Annotated in this window: 15 protein-coding genes; 8 read left to right on the top strand and 7 right to left on the bottom strand. The window is 39.3% G+C overall.

Annotated features, from left to right (window positions below):
* Positions 1–296: 296 nt before the first annotated feature.
* Positions 297–1,457: an Eco57I restriction-modification methylase domain-containing protein gene (locus tag FN961_RS03845; protein WP_143563228.1), complete on the bottom strand. Its 1,161-nt coding sequence runs from the start codon at positions 1,455–1,457 to the stop codon at positions 297–299.
* 88 nt (positions 1,458–1,545) lie between these two features.
* Between FN961_RS03845 and FN961_RS03840 the strand changes: the two genes are divergently transcribed.
* The gene (locus tag FN961_RS03840; protein WP_143563227.1) at positions 1,546–3,237 is read left to right on the top strand and encodes an ORC-CDC6 family AAA ATPase; all 1,692 of its coding nucleotides are present in this window, start codon (positions 1,546–1,548) and stop codon (positions 3,235–3,237) included.
* Positions 3,237–4,139, top strand: a complete 903-nt coding sequence (locus FN961_RS03835) for a hypothetical protein (protein ID WP_143563226.1) — start codon at positions 3,237–3,239, stop codon at positions 4,137–4,139. The genes FN961_RS03840 and FN961_RS03835 overlap by 1 nt, the downstream gene beginning before the upstream one ends.
* A gap of 268 nt (positions 4,140–4,407) precedes the next feature.
* Here FN961_RS03835 and FN961_RS03830 read toward each other — a convergent pair whose 3' ends face one another.
* Both FN961_RS03830 and FN961_RS03825 read right to left on the bottom strand, forming a co-directional pair.
* Entirely contained in the window at positions 4,408–4,914 is a 507-nt protein-coding gene (locus FN961_RS03830; protein WP_143563225.1) for a hypothetical protein, read from the bottom strand.
* Positions 4,904–5,257, bottom strand: a complete 354-nt coding sequence (locus FN961_RS03825; RefSeq protein WP_143563224.1) for a hypothetical protein — start codon at positions 5,255–5,257, stop codon at positions 4,904–4,906. Before FN961_RS03825 ends, FN961_RS03830 begins: the two co-directional genes overlap by 11 nt.
* 496 nt (positions 5,258–5,753) lie before the next feature.
* On the opposite strand from FN961_RS03825, the gene FN961_RS03815 reads away from it, so the two are divergent.
* Positions 5,754–6,371, top strand: a complete 618-nt coding sequence (locus FN961_RS03815) for a hypothetical protein (RefSeq protein ID WP_143563223.1) — start codon at positions 5,754–5,756, stop codon at positions 6,369–6,371.
* An 18-nt stretch (positions 6,372–6,389) separates the two neighbouring features.
* Here FN961_RS03815 and FN961_RS03810 read toward each other — a convergent pair whose 3' ends face one another.
* The 4 genes from FN961_RS03810 to FN961_RS03795 all read right to left on the bottom strand — a co-directional run bounded on the left by FN961_RS03810 (position 6,390) and on the right by FN961_RS03795 (position 11,663).
* The gene (locus FN961_RS03810) at positions 6,390–7,694 is read right to left on the bottom strand and encodes a tyrosine-type recombinase/integrase (RefSeq protein ID WP_143563222.1); all 1,305 of its coding nucleotides are present in this window, start codon (positions 7,692–7,694) and stop codon (positions 6,390–6,392) included.
* Positions 7,695–8,223: 529 nt separating this feature from the next.
* Positions 8,224–8,862: a flavin reductase family protein gene (locus FN961_RS03805; protein WP_221936090.1), complete on the bottom strand. Its 639-nt coding sequence runs from the start codon at positions 8,860–8,862 to the stop codon at positions 8,224–8,226.
* Between the two features lie 56 nt (positions 8,863–8,918).
* Positions 8,919–10,514 (bottom strand): cryptochrome/photolyase family protein, encoded by a 1,596-nt coding sequence (locus FN961_RS03800; RefSeq protein WP_143563220.1) that lies wholly within the window; start codon positions 10,512–10,514, stop codon positions 8,919–8,921.
* A gap of 327 nt (positions 10,515–10,841) precedes the next feature.
* Positions 10,842–11,663 (bottom strand): HNH endonuclease, encoded by an 822-nt coding sequence (locus FN961_RS03795; protein ID WP_143563219.1) that lies wholly within the window; start codon positions 11,661–11,663, stop codon positions 10,842–10,844.
* 866 nt (positions 11,664–12,529) lie between these two features.
* Here FN961_RS03795 and FN961_RS03790 point away from each other — a divergent pair.
* Genes FN961_RS03790 through FN961_RS03770 form a run of 5 tightly spaced genes read left to right on the top strand, consistent with a single transcriptional unit; the run spans position 12,530 to position 17,769 of the window.
* The gene (locus FN961_RS03790; protein ID WP_143563218.1) at positions 12,530–13,720 is read left to right on the top strand and encodes a UDP-N-acetylglucosamine 4,6-dehydratase; all 1,191 of its coding nucleotides are present in this window, start codon (positions 12,530–12,532) and stop codon (positions 13,718–13,720) included.
* Positions 13,721–13,749: 29 nt separating this feature from the next.
* Entirely contained in the window at positions 13,750–14,907 is a 1,158-nt protein-coding gene (locus FN961_RS03785) for a LegC family aminotransferase (protein WP_143563217.1), read from the top strand.
* Complete coding sequence (neuC, locus tag FN961_RS03780) at positions 14,900–16,063, top strand: UDP-N-acetylglucosamine 2-epimerase (RefSeq protein ID WP_143563216.1); 1,164 nt, start codon at positions 14,900–14,902, stop codon at positions 16,061–16,063. The genes FN961_RS03785 and neuC overlap by 8 nt, the downstream gene beginning before the upstream one ends.
* Position 16,064: 1 nt before the next feature.
* The gene (gene neuB, locus FN961_RS03775) at positions 16,065–17,138 is read left to right on the top strand and encodes an N-acetylneuraminate synthase (protein ID WP_143563215.1); all 1,074 of its coding nucleotides are present in this window, start codon (positions 16,065–16,067) and stop codon (positions 17,136–17,138) included.
* Entirely contained in the window at positions 17,131–17,769 is a 639-nt protein-coding gene (locus FN961_RS03770) for an acetyltransferase (RefSeq protein ID WP_143563214.1), read from the top strand. The genes neuB and FN961_RS03770 overlap by 8 nt, the downstream gene beginning before the upstream one ends.
* The last annotated feature ends 1 nt before the right edge of the window (position 17,770 follow it).

Genomic DNA, 17,770 nt, shown 5'->3' with positions numbered 1-17,770 from the left:
TTTACAAAACACTAATTATTAAACCTGTCTTATAATCCTACAATAATTCAATATTTATGATTAAATAATTATGGGGTACTAATATAAATAAAAATGCAGAGTAACCTTGTCCTGCTCATAACTGTAAAAAGCTCTTCCTAGACTTAGAGTCATCACTTTTTAAATAATATAATTATTACAACTCTAATGTTAACTCCTAAGAGTTGCAGAATTAACCACTACATGAACTCACAATCCAATAAAATTTAAAATCTTACCAAGATTCACCCACAATAGGGAGATTTAATATACATATACTACCAATCTAATCGTAATGATTTTAAATCATGTAAAGTAAGATATCTTGAACAAACACCTCTTGTTAAAGATTTTATTTTTTTGGAACCTTGCTCAGAATTGACGTATTCTAAAAAATTATCTCTTAAGTTATCATCTTCAAAACGAATACGAAAAATACAATCAGAGAATAATATATCTGGACCTTTATATAGAACTATTTTACCGACACTCCTAGAACCAACTCTACACATCAGCAAGTCGCCTGATGTAGCAAATTCTGTCCCCGCCTTAATTTCACTACCTACCGTATACTCTACTTTCTCTATATTTGTAGTATGTAAATATTCTCCTCCATGTTCCTTTAAAGCCTTATGAGTATATTTCCCCCTTTTTATTGTTGTGAAATCGCTCAGTAAAGGTTTAGATTGATCAATGAAATGCTCGTGGTAAGAAAAATCCATACGATAGCTTAACTTATTAGACTCAACCACAATAGATTTAACAATATCACCACAAGAACCAACCGAGTTAATTGTAACGTATTCATTCTTGGGAGGAGATTTCTGGATAGTCAATACATGCGTTTTTGCTTCTGTATATGTAAAAGAACTATGAGAAACTTCAGATATCGAAAGTATATTATACAACGTTAGAATTTTTTCTCTAAAATACCTTGTTCTCTCACCAGAAATAATAGTCTCCGGAAGGATAATAGATAGAATCCCATCAGGTTTAAGAAGACGTATATATTGAGCGAAAAAAAACACTTCAGCCCGTAGATAGGAAATATCTGAAATAGATAATTCAAGTTCCTCTTTGATTAATTTTTTATTAAAATCAGAAACTAAATCTAACTTTAAAAAGGGCGGATTCCCTATTCCTAAATTAAAGCTGCCAGCTCGAATTTCACTCAACTCACCAATGCCATCCTCAGTATAAACCTGAGCATGAGGAAACCTATCTCTTAATAAATTTGCGTTTACACAGTCTAAATCGACAGCAACCAAATGGCTCAAAGGAGCCTTACACTGTAAAGCTCTAAGAAGTTGACCATTTCCAGCAGAAAGCTCTATGGCAACCACCTGTTCATCAGATATGTATTTTAGTGCCTCAGAAACTGCAAAATCAGCAATGATATCAGGTGTATAAAACTGAGCTAGTGTTTTTCGTTTATTCATAAACTTCATTGAATGGTAACTACAATATGCTATGATACCGGACTATAGAAATTGGTACCAGTTTTGTACAAAAAGATGTGAATGACTTATGAAAAAACCTGAAGATGATATCGTCGAATATAGAGCCGACCATATAGAACTCGATGAGTTAGAGTTGATTACTCAAGAAACAGAATTCTATAGCGTTGTTGTAAAAAAATTAATCACTCGAGGATCTAAAGTAATAGTTGGACCACGTGGTGTAGGTAAAACACACCATATGCGCATTGCGCATAAACAATGTCTAAATTCCAAAACAAAACCACTTTCAATTTATGTTACTTTTTCGAAATACCTTAGACTTGAGCCTCTCAGAGGGAAATCGAGTATAGCAATACAATTTTTTCATTGCTGGGTTCTCTCTAAAATTTTACTAGCACTGAGAGAAACCTGTAAAACGATCGGGATTGATTTTCCGATATTCAACTCAAATGACGATTCTGTAAATTTGGACTCACTTCAGCTTTTTTGTGAGCAGATTGAAAAACAACAACAAAAAGATTGGCATCAAAATATTATTGAATCAGTTTCTGTAACTTTAGTCAACGATATAATTAACGAAGCTATACTGGATTCCGGTAGAAAACATGCTATTTTATTGTGCGATGATGCAGCTTTAGTTTTAACAAAAGACTATATGGTCGAATTTTTTGATATATTCCGCTCATTAAACTCTTCCAAAATATCTCCTAAGGCATCAGTTTATCCTAATACTGAATTTGGTCCACGTTTTCACCTTGGACATGATGCTGAATATGTTCCTTGCTGGCCTTCAATTCTAAGTGATGATTATGAAGATCTATTTGATGGCATATATGCAAAACGATTTACCAAAAACCTAAAAGAAGATATCAAGAAATGCTTTATATATGCTAGTTTCGGAGTTCCTAGAGCATTTTTGAATTTAGTAAATCAATTTAACTTAACCGATAAAGGTACTGATCAACAAAGAGTCAATGCAGTTATCCAAGCTCAAGCCAAACTAATTAGAGAAGAATTCCTTACATTAGCGGTTAAACAACCTCAGTTTAAAAACTACGTATTAGCTGGTCATGATTTGATGGACAAACTTTTAAAGGACGTCTCTAAAGAAAATCAACTTTCTTTAAAAAATGGAAAAAAACAAATTGTTATTGGTATAAAACAAGAACATACACCGAATAAGAACATTAATATTATTGTGAATTTTTTCGAGGAAACAGGCTTACTACAAAAAGCTACACAAGTTAAGCATGGTACTAACCGAGTTTATGATAGATATGTGCCACATTTGACGCTTTTATTATCAGAAGGAGCTTTTCAACGAGGTCATGGTGGATATGTAACTAACTTTTCAGAATCAATAAATTACCCAAGAGAAAAGCATCCATTAAGAAAAAACTCTTTTGCTGAATTTAGTGATCCAGAATTATTGACTAAAATAAGGCTTAACCTTCCAAACTGTCCAGCTTGCGATACACCACGTAGCAATGAAGAGCAGAAATTTTGTATGTTTTGTGGAACTGAACTTATAAACAAATCAACTTTCGAAACTCTCATGAGTAATACAGTTGATACACTTCCCATAACCGAGTGGCTGAGAGCTAAAATCAAGCAAGAAACTAGTGTAGAAACAATTGGGGACATAGTTCTTTCTAGCAATCCAGGACAAGAGCTTAGAAAAGCTAAAGGTGTTGGAAAATATAAAGCCACTAAGGTAATTAGTGAAGCACAAAACTGGCTAGATGAGTACCTTCAATAATGGCTAAACCAAAAAAAGCAGTACCATATTTTGCAAGTTTAAATGGCTCTTCCCCATCTATTGTTTTTAATACTGACAATGTATTTGATAACACGACGCTCGTTTCATCTTCACCTATAGATGTTTACATGAAACGTAACCAAGCATTAATTAAAAAGGTAGGACTTCTAGAGCGAGAGGATTTACTTAGTGCAGACAACGATGAAGACCGCGATATTTATAATTTGTTTCTTTTAGGCTTCGTATCAAATGTAGAGTCATATTTTCGCACCATTATAAGGGAAGTTATAACATTTGATATTCACTCTTATAATGCCTGTTTAGAGCAACCACTTACATATGCTGCAGCACTTCATCACACGAGAGAATTGCTTCCCGAAGCTTTGATGGAAAACCACACCTTCATTAGCAAACACTTAATTACAAAAGCTTTAATAGACTATCTAAAAATAACCATTAATACACAGGAAACAAAAGGTCAAGAAGTAACCGAATGCTTACAGTTATTTGAACAGTTATGCCAATTAAGACACTGTATTGTTCATCGTGCAGGCCTTCTAGGTTCAAAAAATGCCATTAAACTTGGAATTGATAGTCATAAAGGTTTTTTTGAAAAACCTATTCGACTTAATACAGCATTCCTCCAAAATGCTAATGTCATATGCCTTAACTGTGTTAGAACCTCAAATACATATATCTTTAACAAACTTATACATAGATATGTAGCAGAAAATGATGGTATTACTTGGAAGTTCCCTAACGACAAAAGGTGGTACTTAAAATACTACACACTATTTATTTCACAAAAATTAAATGAAAGTTTGGTACAAAATGGTATCGAACTTGACACTCCATTTAAAACATATGAGAAGCTGAGAGCCTCCTTCGAAAAAAAGGATTAATACACTTAATTGAATTAACTTCTTTGAAAAAATGTGAGTCGGAGCGAATTAGGGCTTTCGAATGAACTCAGATACTTATCCTCATCTGAGTCGGGGAATTAGATTCAGTTGATTAAACCCTATTAAACAGCTCTCGCCTTTCCTCCTCTGAGAGCTGTTCTACCTCTACTTTTACACAATCTTAGTAGCTTATCCACTTTTGACTCTTTCACAAACACAGCCACATCCAGCCCCATCAGTTCTGCCGTCGTGATGACAGTGATGGCTACTATTTGCTTTCTAACACGACGCGGGTTTCTGCTCCCATAGGTTCAAATGGGTAATAAAGTTCAGGACGTTCTGATAGCTCAATTATTTTGCTAGAAGGGATATCTGAAAATTCATTAAATATCTCTCGCTGAAAGCGATAGTTATTTAACGTCATCCAATCTTTCAGCAATTTTTCATCTTCTGTTTCTGCGGTGTAACGCATTATTGCAGTTGCATACTTAACACTTTCTTCATTCGTACACCGATCTAATACCATCATAGAGACGATGAATAATATCCCTTTTCGTTTTTTTTCTGGCAATGAGTATAACCAGTCACTTTGTATCTCTGGCAATTCACGCTTTCGTAAAGCCATACAGAACTCTGTCTTATCTTCTAGTGCTGTATGCGCTTCATTTACATCATTTAGCAAAGCTGTTTCAGAATATGGCCATGATAGAGCACTTGCATTAGCTGAAATGGCTAATATAGATAGGAGACATATATTTCTAATTTTATAATGCATTGTATACACACCTCCAGAATTTAGCTTCCTCGCCAATTGAATAGTAACCAGCTTGAAATGCTACTCTCTCTAATTCTTTTTTCTTTATAGCACCAACTCCCTTTAAGGAATCAGAAAATGTTTGCCAGTCAGATGACCTTACTTGCTCTCCTTGAGACACCATACCCGCAAAAGCATAAGTGCTACGCCCTGCAAAGATTTGAAAAAATGGAACCATTGATATTATTTTTTCAAGTAGGCTAGCCATATCTGATATACGGTTCATTTCCTTTACACTATCAATAGTACGGCTAGATGGGTCAAACTGACCAATATTACAATAATCACCTTTCACTGATGACATACAACCTCCATGTTTGGCATATAATTGGAAGAATATATAACACACATGCACTCAAAAACACATATGCAAACGCACAACCAAACTTAAGGTTTACAAAAAATACATGAGAGTGGGGGGATTTATTTTAGTTGATTAAACCCTATCAAACAGCTCTCTTCTTTCCTCCTCTGAAAGCTGTTGTATCTCCTTCACTAGCTTATCCACTTTAGACTCCATCACATTCAGCCCCATCAGTTCTGCCGTGGTGATGCCAAGCTCTGCCCTCACCTGTTCAATATCAAGATGGGCATAGGTGCTGGCGGTGATGCCGCCACTTGTTAGATCTCTGCCTAACGACAGGAGACTGCGACCTAGTAGATTACAGCATATTTGAATTTAAAATAAAAAAACTGCCACGCATGACACTATCACCTCACATTTTGTTTAACACCACATGTTGTATATGATTTAATAGATTATTATTTTATAGCTTTAACAGTTGATTAGGGAATGATTAATGACCGAACTATTTTTTAGCACTCTTGATAAATATGGTGTTGTGGGTGTTTTGGCCTTTCTGGGGCTAACCGTTATTGTTAACCTTAAGAATATCATCCCTTTTCTTGATGGTTACAAGAAAAGGAGGATGAATTTACTAAAAGAAGTATTAACCGATAAAGATGCGGATAAACTGATAAAACAAAACATTCAAGATGAAATCGACTCTGAATATTTCAGATTAGCTCATGGTATAAAAGTGGACAAAGAAAAAGCTATTTGTATACTAAACACGCATAAAGAACTAGGTTCAAAAATCCCTTTTAGAACATACCTAAATGCTAACTATTATATTTTCATAGAAGATAATAAAATGAAAATTAAAATAAGCAAACCTGACAAATTAAACCATTACTACAATATTTTCACAGCTTCAATACTCTTCATATCAAGCCCAACTATAGTAGCAATTAGTACAACAACTAATACTCCTATCGCGATATTACTAGTGTATTTACTTTCAATGGTTATGATGTTCATTTCAATATTAATTTTTGCTTCTACAAGACATTACAAATCAGCAACGATTATTGAAAAAGAACTATTACAGATTAATTCAAAAGATACAGATAAATAATGCTTAAATTACTCTAAATTAAATCCTACCCAACAGCTCTCGTCTTTCCTCCTCTGAGAGCTGTTGTATCTCCTTCACTAGCTTATCCACTTTAGACTCTTCTAAATTCAGTCCCATTAGTTCTGCCGTGGTGATGCCAAGCTCTGCCCTCACCTGCTCAACATCTAAATGAGCATAGGTGCTGGCGGTGATACTGATATCACTGTGACCTAGCAGTTTACTGGTCATCTGAATGTTGCCGCCACGCATTACACTCCAACTGGCAATGGTTCGCCTCAAATCATGGATAGTGACGTTTTGTTCTTTCTCCTCGCTGCGCAGACCTGCTCTTTCAGTTATGCGCCACCAGAAGCTACCCTTGCCTGAGTTTTCGGCGATGTGCCCTGTCTGGCTGCGATTAGCGGGAAAGACATATTTCTCACCTTGCACAGCTTCTGCACTTCTGCGTTTAAGGATATCCATCACCTCAATCGTTAACGGCACAGCATGAGGCCGCTTAGCTTTCATTTTACTGGTTGGAATAATCCAAACACCGCGCTCGTGATCCACCTCGCGCCACTCCATGGCAAACACACAGCTTTTGCGTTGGCCAGTAAGCAAAAGCAGCTTAATCACATCTTGATAGATCTGCTCTTCATAGTTGAGGGCATCGAGCAGATTTTTAACTTCAAGCTTACTGAGCACTCGTTCACGTTTTACACCAGCGAGCTTTTTTATCTTGGCAAAGGGGTTAGGCTCTTGTTCGTTGTACATCGACTTCATCAACGACAGGCATTTATTGCGAATTGGCACAGTCTTACTAATGAGGATTTTTTTAAGCAGATTATTGGCATCTAAGCGGCTTAGTTCACCAACTTGCAGATGAGCGACTCTAGATTGAAGATGGGCTTTCCAGAGAGATTGAATATCACGTAGGGATTTTGGTCGCCTCTCATTGGTTTTAATCTTTAGCTGAAACTCAACTTCGTACACATCGAAGAGTTGTTGTACTGTCATAGACAAGGCACGTTCACGATCAGCCAGCTGTTTTTTCTCGCGTTTTACTTCGTTGGGATTTTGACCTTGAGACAGATCTGAAGCGTGTTTTAGCGCCAGTTTTCTTGCGTTCTCAATAGTAATATTTGGGAAATATCCAAGGGAGACAGTAACGTCTTTTCCTAAGTGCTTGCGACGAAAGCGAAAAATCTGTTTTCCTGATGGCAAAACATCCAAAATAAGGCCTTTAACAGAGCTTTTTTGGCCATAATCGTGAATTCTATAGCGTTTTAAGGGTTTTTCGAGCTGTTCGAAACTACGTTTTGTAAAAGGAATATTAACACTCATAATCACTTAGCCTCAAAAATAGCCTTTCCCTGTGCCGCCCCTGTGCCACCACGGGGGTTAATTTAGACCAATCTACAGTAATTTTGGTTAATGTCAAAAACGTGGATAACAACATAACCAATTGATAAATAAAGATTCATTAATTTCAGTTAATTTTGATTAACCTCGAAACACCTCACCTGTGGGGAGACCATAATTACATCAAGTGTTCACTGACACTTGTTGAGCAGTTCATTACTGGTACGCTCTGATACATCAACCTTCATTGTTATCTGTTTCGTTTCTTGAGTTCAACTAGGTTCAAAGTAATCTATTGCTTGCCGCAGGCTGATGTGCAGCTACTTCTGTGAGACGCTATAAATATGTCCCTATACGCTCTACGATTTCATCCTTGAAATCGAAGCTCACAGCTGCATCTACACTGCCATAGTAAAACAAGCTCATCTTGTGTACTTAAGATTCGAGTTACTCAGAAATGACTTACTGATTCTATAAATTAGCGGCGATATCATAATGCTTGGTCATCATTTTATGGCAGTTTATCAAGCTCCTTTCCTGGTTTAGCGTAACTCAAACGCGCTAACCGTTTTGTTTGATGGTAACTATCAAGACCTGAGATGGTGACTGTATCAAGTGCTTCAATGTCGATGTAACCATCTGGATTCATACCCAGTTCATCCACGATAATATGCTTTATTTCACCAATCACCATGATGGTGTTGTTAACCATCAACTGAGTGATTTCTCGGACTTCAAGAGAGAACTTAAGCTGACTTTCCTGCACAAAGGGGGCAATAACGCCCTCGACATATTCCTCTGTTAACCCAACCTCTCCAAACTCAGAGACGTTGGCGTCATAACGCGCCGATGTTTGATGAGCTTTACAGTAAATGTCAGATGACACATGGTTAATGGTGTAGCTTCCTGTTTGCTTAATATTACTTAAGGTATCTCGTGGAACACCATCAGGTCGAATAATCATCCCCATTAGCGCAGGATTTGCACCAAGATGAAATACCGAACTGACGATGGACAAATTAGTACAGCCTTTATCATCTTGGCTACCAATTAGATTGGCGCTTTTAAAGCCTGATAGGCTATTGATCAATCTTGCGCGACTTCGTTGCTCCATCTGAGCAATGTCGGTGGTTGTTAAATGTTTCATCATTATGTCCTTAAAAAACAAACTCTCGCTGAACAAACAAGTATTTATACTGATTGGTATTATATGTCGTCGATATGACTGAGTAGATTTTCTGCTCGTGCTAAAATTAACTCCCTGTCCTCAATGGGCTTTTTTAGCCAATTGGCATAAACCATTTTAGTGCGCGGATTCGCGCTAAAGTCATCGATATGTTGTTCCATAAATCGCCAGTATAAAGCATTCAGCGGACAGGCATCTTCAGTGTGACTTTGCTTAACTTGATAGCGACAGTCTCCACAGTGATCACTCATTTTGTTGATATAATTTCCACTGGCTGCATAGGCTTTAGAGCCTACAATGCCGCCATCGGCAAATTGGCTCATGCCTCGGGTATTGGGCATCTCCACCCACTCAATCGCATCGATATAGATCCCTAAATACCAGTCATCGACTTGATCAGGGTCTATGCCAGAGATTAAGCAAAAATTTCCTGTCACCATTAAGCGTTGAATGTGATGAGCGTAGGAATAGTCTAGTGATTGCTTAATGGCATGATGTAAACAGTTCATTTTGGTGTCGCCATTCCAAAACCAACTGGGGAGATCCCGTGTCGCAGACAAGTTATTAAGGGTTGCATACTCGGGCATGTTTGCCCAATACACACCTCTAACGAACTCTCGCCAGCCCAATATTTGTCTAACAAAGCCCTCTATTTGCGCTAAGGTGATCTCTCCGTTTGCCGCCTCATAAGCGGCAATCGCGGTATCGACCACACGCTTAGGACTTATCAGCTTGGCGTTGATAGCAAATGATAATCGTGAGTGATACAGCGTCCACTGCTTGTCTTCGCCTAATGCACCTAGCTTGGGGTCGAGCTTGGATGTCATCGCATCTTGGAACCGCCCAAACCTGATTAAACAATACCGACAAAAATGCGCCAGTAACTGATTTGCCTGGCAACGAGTAATTGGCCAGAGTAAATAATCTTGAGCGACGCCGATTGTTTCAATATTATGCCGCTTAAGCCGTTGTAAAATCGGCCTGACATCATTAGTGAATAATAAAGGAGTGGGTACATCGTTAAAATCTGACACTTTGAGTTTCTGTCGATTATCAGCGTCATAATTCCACTGTCCCCCTTGAGGCTTATCTTGCTCCATCAACAGGTTAAAGCGCACTCTCAACTTTCGGTAAAAATGCTCTAAACGGTGTTTTTTACCGGCGGTAAAGTAATCAGGGAGTTCGGCATCAGACAAATAGAAATGTTCGCTTTCATAGGCTTGAACACTGACTTCGATTGATTTAGAAAACACCGATAATTGTTGTCGTAAGCGATATTCATCCGATAACTGGTATTCAAACTCTCGAGTCTGATAACACTCAATAAGATCCCTTAACAGTGCCGGTAAGTCTTGGTATTGGGATGTCTCATCTAATGTAAGGTGAAGCACTCGATGTCCTGCTTGCTTAAGTGCATGAGCAAAAGCAGCCATTGCAGCAAAAAATGCTGACACTTTCTGAACATGATGCCGTGTGTAGCTTGCTTCTTGATGGAGCTCAGCAATCACATACAGAGTATTAGGAGACTTAACTCTGTACCAAGAGTGTGAGGCATTAAGTTGATCACCCAGAATAAGTCTAAGCTTTTGTACTGGCTGGCTAACTCGATCACTCATGCATCATCCCCTTCACACAAACTCCAGATATGTAATGCTGAGATATCACTTCTGTATTGCCTTTTTGATACGTGATTATCGGTAATGCAATCATGCGGATATAAAACGGTTCGATTTAATGACAAGATGAACTCTCATATCTGTGATAGTTCCTGTTCATACGTATCAAACGATATAAAGGTTTACTTCTAGCAATAGACGGTCAAATTCTTACAGGGAGGTTACATCTAGAAATAGCAAGGACACTTACTAAAGGTGAATTTACTGAAGAAAAACAGACAACAATTGACTGGAATTGTTGTCTTATACAATGACGGTTTTTAACTCTTAAGCCATATTGACATCATTTAGCTGATTAAAAATGTTTTCGTGATGAGTGAGGTAATCGCCAAACTTTTCAAAGTCTGCTTTATTCATTCTCCCCGTCGCGAGTGCATCGCCGCCATTGATACCTAGTTGAGCCATCAGCGTTTTGTCGAGATCATCTGCAAGTTTCAATCTGAATTCACGACCAACTTTTTTAAAGGTGATGCGGTGTTTATCGAACAGGCCAGCGACATGAGCACACAATAAAATGCCATTTACACCATCTAATCGCTCGGCTGAATTTTCACAGTTCCGCCACGCTTTAATATGTGAAGCAATAAGCATCTCTTTAACCGGTGTCAGCGTTAATGCACAGGTCTCGCTGCCCCACACTCTAATGACTTCTTGTCTAAATTTACCTTGACCTACACGAGCATTTATCTCTTGGCGCTTTTCAGAATCAGACAATAATGTAGTTTGTACATCAATGATATCTTCACAGGCATCGCCATCATTGATCACTTCACTGCGATCCATACAATGGGGAAGTAAATTCTCAAACTTAACACTATCTTCTACGTCTTTTACTGCAACCTTGACTGAAACATGCTCATACTTAATTTGCTTCCCTACGGATTTACCCAGGCTGCATTCAGGATTTTTCTTATCATGGTCAAAATGAGGTCGCTGCCCATCTTTACCTTCCTTCATCAACTTAACGGCTGCATGGCACTCTGGACATCTACGTATAATACCGTCTTCTCCAAGGATTGACTCAACGGGTATTAAACGCCATTCACCACAAATCAGTGCTTCACAAAATGTGTTTGTCAGCTTTAACATACTATTCCTTATAATTTTAGTTTTACTTAATTCTGTTAAACAGCTCTGGATTTATTCCTCTAGGAGCTGTTGTATCTCGACTAATTCTTAGAGCGTGTAACTGCTCCACTTCGCTTGTTAAATTTCAATCTCAAGCAAATGAGCCACCGTCATTTCCACCCCAATCTCACCGACTAGACATCTAAACGCGCTCTTGTTTAAATATCGCTCTGATGAATACTCATTGAAGGTTCATCACAAAATACGCTAAGCAAGCATGAACCAAGAACTTTTCACACTACTTACTGTATATGATCTAATGACAATTTATCTTCATTTTTCAAATTATTAATGAGTGATTCTCAATGATAGAAGTGTTCTATAACATAAAAAATTGTCTAGGTGTCGTTTTGAGGCCTTAAATTCCTCGCCAGTGCGTTTGTTGTTTATCGCCTACCATCAAGGAAGAGTGTTAAACAAGTCCCTAAACATTAAGCCTCTGTTGATGGTTAACACAGACCAATCTACAGCAAGTTAAGTATTAATCTACAAACGCCCTTTATAAAACGCCAATTTATTGTCTACCCCGCCTCATCTTCATTCAAAAAGCTTGCTCAGCCTGCCGTTTCCATTGTCATGATAAAAGTGCATCTCTCTTAATAAATAATACACAATGCCTCCGTGGTTAACGTTAAGGTGGTTTATTTTGCGACAGCAACCATCTCAACCTCAGCGATAAATGTTGATTTGGTTCATTTTTTGCATTAATTCTCGCTGTATTAAAAATATTTTCAGTAGAAAATAAGATAGACTTTAGTTATCACTCAATTCACTTGTGATAGCTGACTTATTTTATAAATTGAATGCATCAAACCATCGGTAGCACAATGACAAACACCTTAAGCTTGATTGGAAGAGAGAAATCACTTTTTTCTGCAGATATTGGCCAACATGAGACTCTGTTAATCAATGAGGTTAGCCAGTCTCGTTTTCTCGTTCTCGGTGGTGCAGGCTCTATTGGTCAAGCTGTGGTGAAAGAGATTTTTAAGCGTATTCCATTAAAGCTGCATGTGGTCGATATCAGTGAGAATAACTTAACTGAACTAGTTAGAGATGTACGCAGCTCTTTTGGTTACATCAAAGGGGATTTTCAAACCTTTGCGCTCGATATCGACTCGGTAGAATATGACGCATTCATTAATCAAGATGGTCAGTATGATTACGTACTCAACCTGTCAGCACTAAAACATGTGAGAAGTGAAAAAGATCCCTTCACCTTGATGCGCATGATAAATGTCAATATTTTCAACACAGATAAGACGATTGAGCAATCAATAGCATGTGGCGTGAAGAAATACTTTTGTGTATCCACCGATAAAGCCGCGAATCCAGTCAATATGATGGGGGCATCCAAACGTATTATGGAGATGTTCCTGATGCGTCGCAGTCAAGAAATGACCATATCAACCGCACGTTTTGCCAATGTGGCCTTCTCTGATGGATCATTGCTGCACAGTTTTAATCAGCGCATGTTAAAGCATCAACCTATTGTCGCCCCCACGGATATTAAGCGTTATTTTGTCACCGCCAAAGAGTCTGGCGAACTCTGTTTAATGTCTTGTATTTTTGGGGAGAATCGGGATATTTTCTTCCCTAAACTTGATGAAAACCTACACCTTATATCTTTTGCTGACATCGCGGTAAGGTATCTTTCATCTCGAGGCTATGAAGCCTATATTTGCCAAAGTGAAGACGAGGCTCGGCAACTGGCTGCCACACTGCCAGCTAAAGGCCTTTGGCCATGTTACTTCACTATTAGTGATACAACTGGCGAGAAAGACATTGAGGAGTTTTTTACCGAACAAGAAACCCTCGATATGGAAAGATTTGCAGAGCTTGGCATCATCAAAAATGAACTCAAGTACGAGCCTGAACTTATCGCGTTATTTGTACAAAAAATCCAATCAATGAAGCAAGCGAAGTCATGGAATAAAGAACAATTAGTTCAGCTTTTTCACCTTATGCTGCCTGAGTTCGGTCATAAAGAAACAGGAAGGTCTCTCGATGAGAAAATGTAAACTAACCACGCTAAAAGGACTTCATTGCTATGTCGTCATTAGTTAAGTTTATTCGTGAAACCTATCAAACCAATGAGTTTATTCCTTTGCATGCTCCAACGTTTGCAGGCAACGAACAGGCTTATGTTGCAGAAACAATAGCCAGTACTTTTGTGTCTAGTGTTGGCAAGTTTGTCACTGATTTCGAACAAAAAATTGAAGCCTTTACTCAATCCCCTAAAGCCATTGCCACTTCGAGCGGCTCCAGTGCCTTACATACAGCTTTATATATGGCTGGAGTAATACGTGGTGATTTGGTGATCACGCAAGCCCTGACGTTTGTGGCCACCTGCAATACCTTATATCACATGGGTGCAGCGCCTATATTTGTCGATATTTCAACGGTGAGCTTAGGGTTAAGCCCTCAGGCTGTACAAGCTTATCTAGAAGAGCATGGTCTTCTTAATGAGGATGGTTTATGTGTTCACAAGGAGACAGGCCAAATCATCAGAGCAGTGATGCCTATGCATACCTTTGGTCATCCCGTTGAGTTAGATGAGTTGCTGTTCATTTGTCAGCAATGGAATCTCGTTTTAATTGAAGATGCCGCCGAAAGTTTAGGGTCACGCTATAAAGGAAAACATACAGGTACGTTAGGAGAGTTTGCAGCGCTTAGTTTCAACGGCAATAAGATCATCACCACAGGTGGCGGTGGAATGTTACTGACCAATAATCAAATCAGCGGCATACGGGCAAAACATATAACAACAACTGCAAAAGTGCCGCACCCTTACGAGTTTTATCATGATGAAGCAGGCTTTAACTACCGAATGCCAAACTTAAATGCAGCGCTTGGTTGTGCCCAAATGGAAAGCTTGCCTCGATTTATCGAACAAAAACGTGCCCTAGCAATGCATTACAACACCTTTTTTGATGGCGGCGATCTGCTTTTTGTTCAAGAGCCCAGTTATGCCAAATCGAACTATTGGCTCAATGCGGTTATTTGTCCCAATGTTCATAGCCGTGACAAACTGCTCAAGTTAACCAATGATAGTGGCGTGATGACTCGACCAGTCTGGCAACTGATGCATCGTCTTCCCATGTTTAAAGATGCGTTGCGTGGCCCCTTGACCAATTCAGAGTTAATGGAGTCTTGCCTTATAAATCTACCAAGCTCTCCAACAGCAATAGGATTAACTCATGCCTAAAAAAATTGCAGTGTTCACCGGCACCAGAGCAGATTATGGATTACTTTATTGGTTAATATCAGATATTCAAACCTCAAAAGAGCTTGATCTTCAACTGATTGTTTCTGGCAGTCATCTCTCACCTGAATTTGGTAATACAATTGAACAGATAGAGAAAGATGGCTTTCATATTGATGAAAAAATTGAAATGTTGCTCTCTTCAAATTCAGCGGTTGGCACAGCCAAGAGCATGGGCTTAGGTATTATTAGTTACTCTGAAGCACTTGATAGACTGAAACCCGATGTGTTGGTCATACTGGGTGATCGGTTTGAGGCGTTGGCGGTAGCGCAAACAGCAACGATTCTCGGCATTGCAATATTGCATATCCACGGTGGTGAAATTACCGAAGGAGCTTATGATGATGCAATACGGCATGCGATAACGAAACTAAGTCAAGTTCATTGCACATCAACCGAAACCTATCGACAACGTGTTATCCAAATGGGTGAGCATCCAGATAAAGTCCACAATGTCGGTGCAATTGGCTTAGACCATATCAATCGTAGCCAATTGATGACTTTGGAGGCATTATCGACATCGCTAGATTTCTTGTTAACGAAGCCCTACTTTGTTGTGACTTACCACCCGGTGACATTAGCTAAAGAGCCTGCTGAGGAGACATTTAGTGCGTTATTAGATGCACTAACGCAATTTACCTCACACCAAGTTATTTTAACTTACCCCAATGCGGATAATGGTGGACGTGGCCTTATCTCACAACTGCAAGACTATGCAGCACAATCAAATGGCCGAGTATTGGCAATCCCCTCTCTCGGACAAACCCGCTATCTCAGTGCGGTCAAACATGCAGCAGCTGTGATTGGTAACTCATCAAGTGGAGTTATCGAAGTTCCCGCTTTTAACGTCGCCACCGTCGACATTGGTGACCGTCAAAAAGGTCGACTTGCAGCAAATAGTGTCATTAATACCAAGCCAACATTCGACACAATCGTCAAGGCAATAGAGCAAGCCATCAACACGACGGAAGTACTGAAGCGCTCACCAGTGAGTAACCCTTATGGGCAAGGACTTGCCAGCCATGATATTAGAGACATATTAATCACCATGGATACTGATCCTATAAAATCTTTTTATGATATTGAGGTTGGGCAATAATATGGCCTTGATAATTGCCGAAGCAGGCGTTAATCACAATGGCGATGAGAAATTAGCCTTCAAACTCATCGATGCTGCACACAAAGCAGGAGCTGATATCGTAAAATTTCAAACGTTTAATGCTAAGAGCTTAGTAACAGATACTGCCAAGCAAGCTGAGTATCAGATTAGCAATACAAAAAAAGTCGAATCTCAGCTGACGATGTTAAGCCGCTTGGAGCTGTCACACGACGCTCACCAACGCCTAATTCATTACTGCAATAAACTTGGTATACAGTTTCTTTCTACCGCCTTTGACTCTGAAAGTTTACATTTTTTAGTTAACACACTTCAGCTCAAGACATTGAAAATTGCCTCAGGTGAGATCACCAACGCCCCCTTTATACTTGAGCATGCTCGTACAGGCTGCGATCTGATTTTATCAACGGGAATGTCGACCTTAACTGAGATTGAATCAGCACTCGGAGTGATCGCATTCGGTCTGACAACACCGAACGATGCTACGCCAAGTATAGAGGCTTTTACAGCAGCTTATATGTCAGCAGAGGGACAAGAAGCACTGAAAGAAAAAGTCACCTTATTGCATTGTACTACCGAGTATCCCGCACCGTTTAATGAGATAAACCTCAAGGCAATGGATACTTTAGCGTCGGTTTTTTCACTACCCGTAGGTTACTCAGATCACAGTCAAGGGATCACGATCCCCATCGCCGCCACAGCCCGTGGAGCCTGCATCATTGAGAAACACTTTACCTTAGACAATAAGATGTCAGGGCCTGATCATAAGGCGTCTCTGGAACCTGATGAGTTAACCGCCATGGTGACAGCCATTCGCACGGTTGAAGTGGCAATGGGAACTGGCGTTAAAACGCCTCAAGCCAGTGAATACAAAAATATTAGCGTTGCCAGAAAAAGCTTAGTGGCAGTGAAAGCGATTCAAAAAGGCGACAGTTTTTCAGCCGACAACTTGACAATAAAGCGACCCGGTACAGGCGCAAGTCCCTATCAATATTGGCAACGACTCGGCACTAAAGCGGATAAAGATTACGCTATCGGGGAGGTGATTTTTGATTAAGCCTATTGTTATGCTCGGTTCTGGAGGTCATGCCAGTGTACTTGCTGATATTTTATTGCAGAATAATCATACTATTTTAGCGGTAAGCAGCCTAAACAAAAGCTCTCGCCCCGTCTTTAGTGATATACAACATTTTGATTCTAATGAGGATGTTTTACAGTTCTCTCCTGATAAGGTTAAATTGGTGAATGGCTTAGGCTCCCTACCAGGACAAAGTTTACGTCATGAACTCTTTGACTACTTTGTCAAATCTAACTATCAATTTGAAACGGTGATATCCCAAAATGCAATGTTATCGCCCTATTCCACGATTGGCGCAGGCTCGCAAATTTTCATGGGCGCGATCATACAAACTGGCGCAGTGATTGGAGACGGTACCATCATTAATTCAGGAGTCATTGTTGAACATGATTGCCATATCGGCATGCACTGTCACATCGCCCCAGGAGCCACTATCTGCGGAGGCGTTCACATTGGTGAACATACCCATATTGCAACTGGTGCGAATGTCATACAAGGTGTCTCGATTGGAAAACATTGCATTGTTGCTGCAGGTGCTACGATTACCAAAAATATGCCTGATAACTCCATTGCTTATGGTTACCGGAGCCAGATAGAGAAAAGGTCATAAT

Origin of the sequence: Shewanella hanedai, from assembly GCF_007197645.1 — a bacterium.
Classification (GTDB): Bacteria; Pseudomonadota; Gammaproteobacteria; order Enterobacterales; family Shewanellaceae; genus Shewanella; species Shewanella hanedai.
Note: the sequence above shows the minus strand (reverse complement) of the source record. Positions and strands in the feature narration are given on the sequence as shown.

Coding starts and splice junctions, on each gene's coding strand:
- FN961_RS03845 (WP_143563228.1), bottom strand. CDS start 1,457: ATGAATAAACGAAAAACACTAGCTCAGTTTTATACACCTGATATCATT.
- FN961_RS03840 (WP_143563227.1), top strand. CDS start 1,546: ATGAAAAAACCTGAAGATGATATCGTCGAATATAGAGCCGACCATATA.
- FN961_RS03835 (WP_143563226.1), top strand. CDS start 3,237: ATGGCTAAACCAAAAAAAGCAGTACCATATTTTGCAAGTTTAAATGGC.
- FN961_RS03830 (WP_143563225.1), bottom strand. CDS start 4,914: ATGCATTATAAAATTAGAAATATATGTCTCCTATCTATATTAGCCATT.
- FN961_RS03825 (WP_143563224.1), bottom strand. CDS start 5,257: ATGTCATCAGTGAAAGGTGATTATTGTAATATTGGTCAGTTTGACCCA.
- FN961_RS03815 (WP_143563223.1), top strand. CDS start 5,754: ATGACCGAACTATTTTTTAGCACTCTTGATAAATATGGTGTTGTGGGT.
- FN961_RS03810 (WP_143563222.1), bottom strand. CDS start 7,694: ATGAGTGTTAATATTCCTTTTACAAAACGTAGTTTCGAACAGCTCGAA.
- FN961_RS03805 (WP_221936090.1), bottom strand. CDS start 8,862: ATGATGAAACATTTAACAACCACCGACATTGCTCAGATGGAGCAACGA.
- FN961_RS03800 (WP_143563220.1), bottom strand. CDS start 10,514: ATGAGTGATCGAGTTAGCCAGCCAGTACAAAAGCTTAGACTTATTCTG.
- FN961_RS03795 (WP_143563219.1), bottom strand. CDS start 11,663: ATGTTAAAGCTGACAAACACATTTTGTGAAGCACTGATTTGTGGTGAA.
- FN961_RS03790 (WP_143563218.1), top strand. CDS start 12,530: ATGACAAACACCTTAAGCTTGATTGGAAGAGAGAAATCACTTTTTTCT.
- FN961_RS03785 (WP_143563217.1), top strand. CDS start 13,750: ATGTCGTCATTAGTTAAGTTTATTCGTGAAACCTATCAAACCAATGAG.
- neuC (WP_143563216.1), top strand. CDS start 14,900: ATGCCTAAAAAAATTGCAGTGTTCACCGGCACCAGAGCAGATTATGGA.
- neuB (WP_143563215.1), top strand. CDS start 16,065: ATGGCCTTGATAATTGCCGAAGCAGGCGTTAATCACAATGGCGATGAG.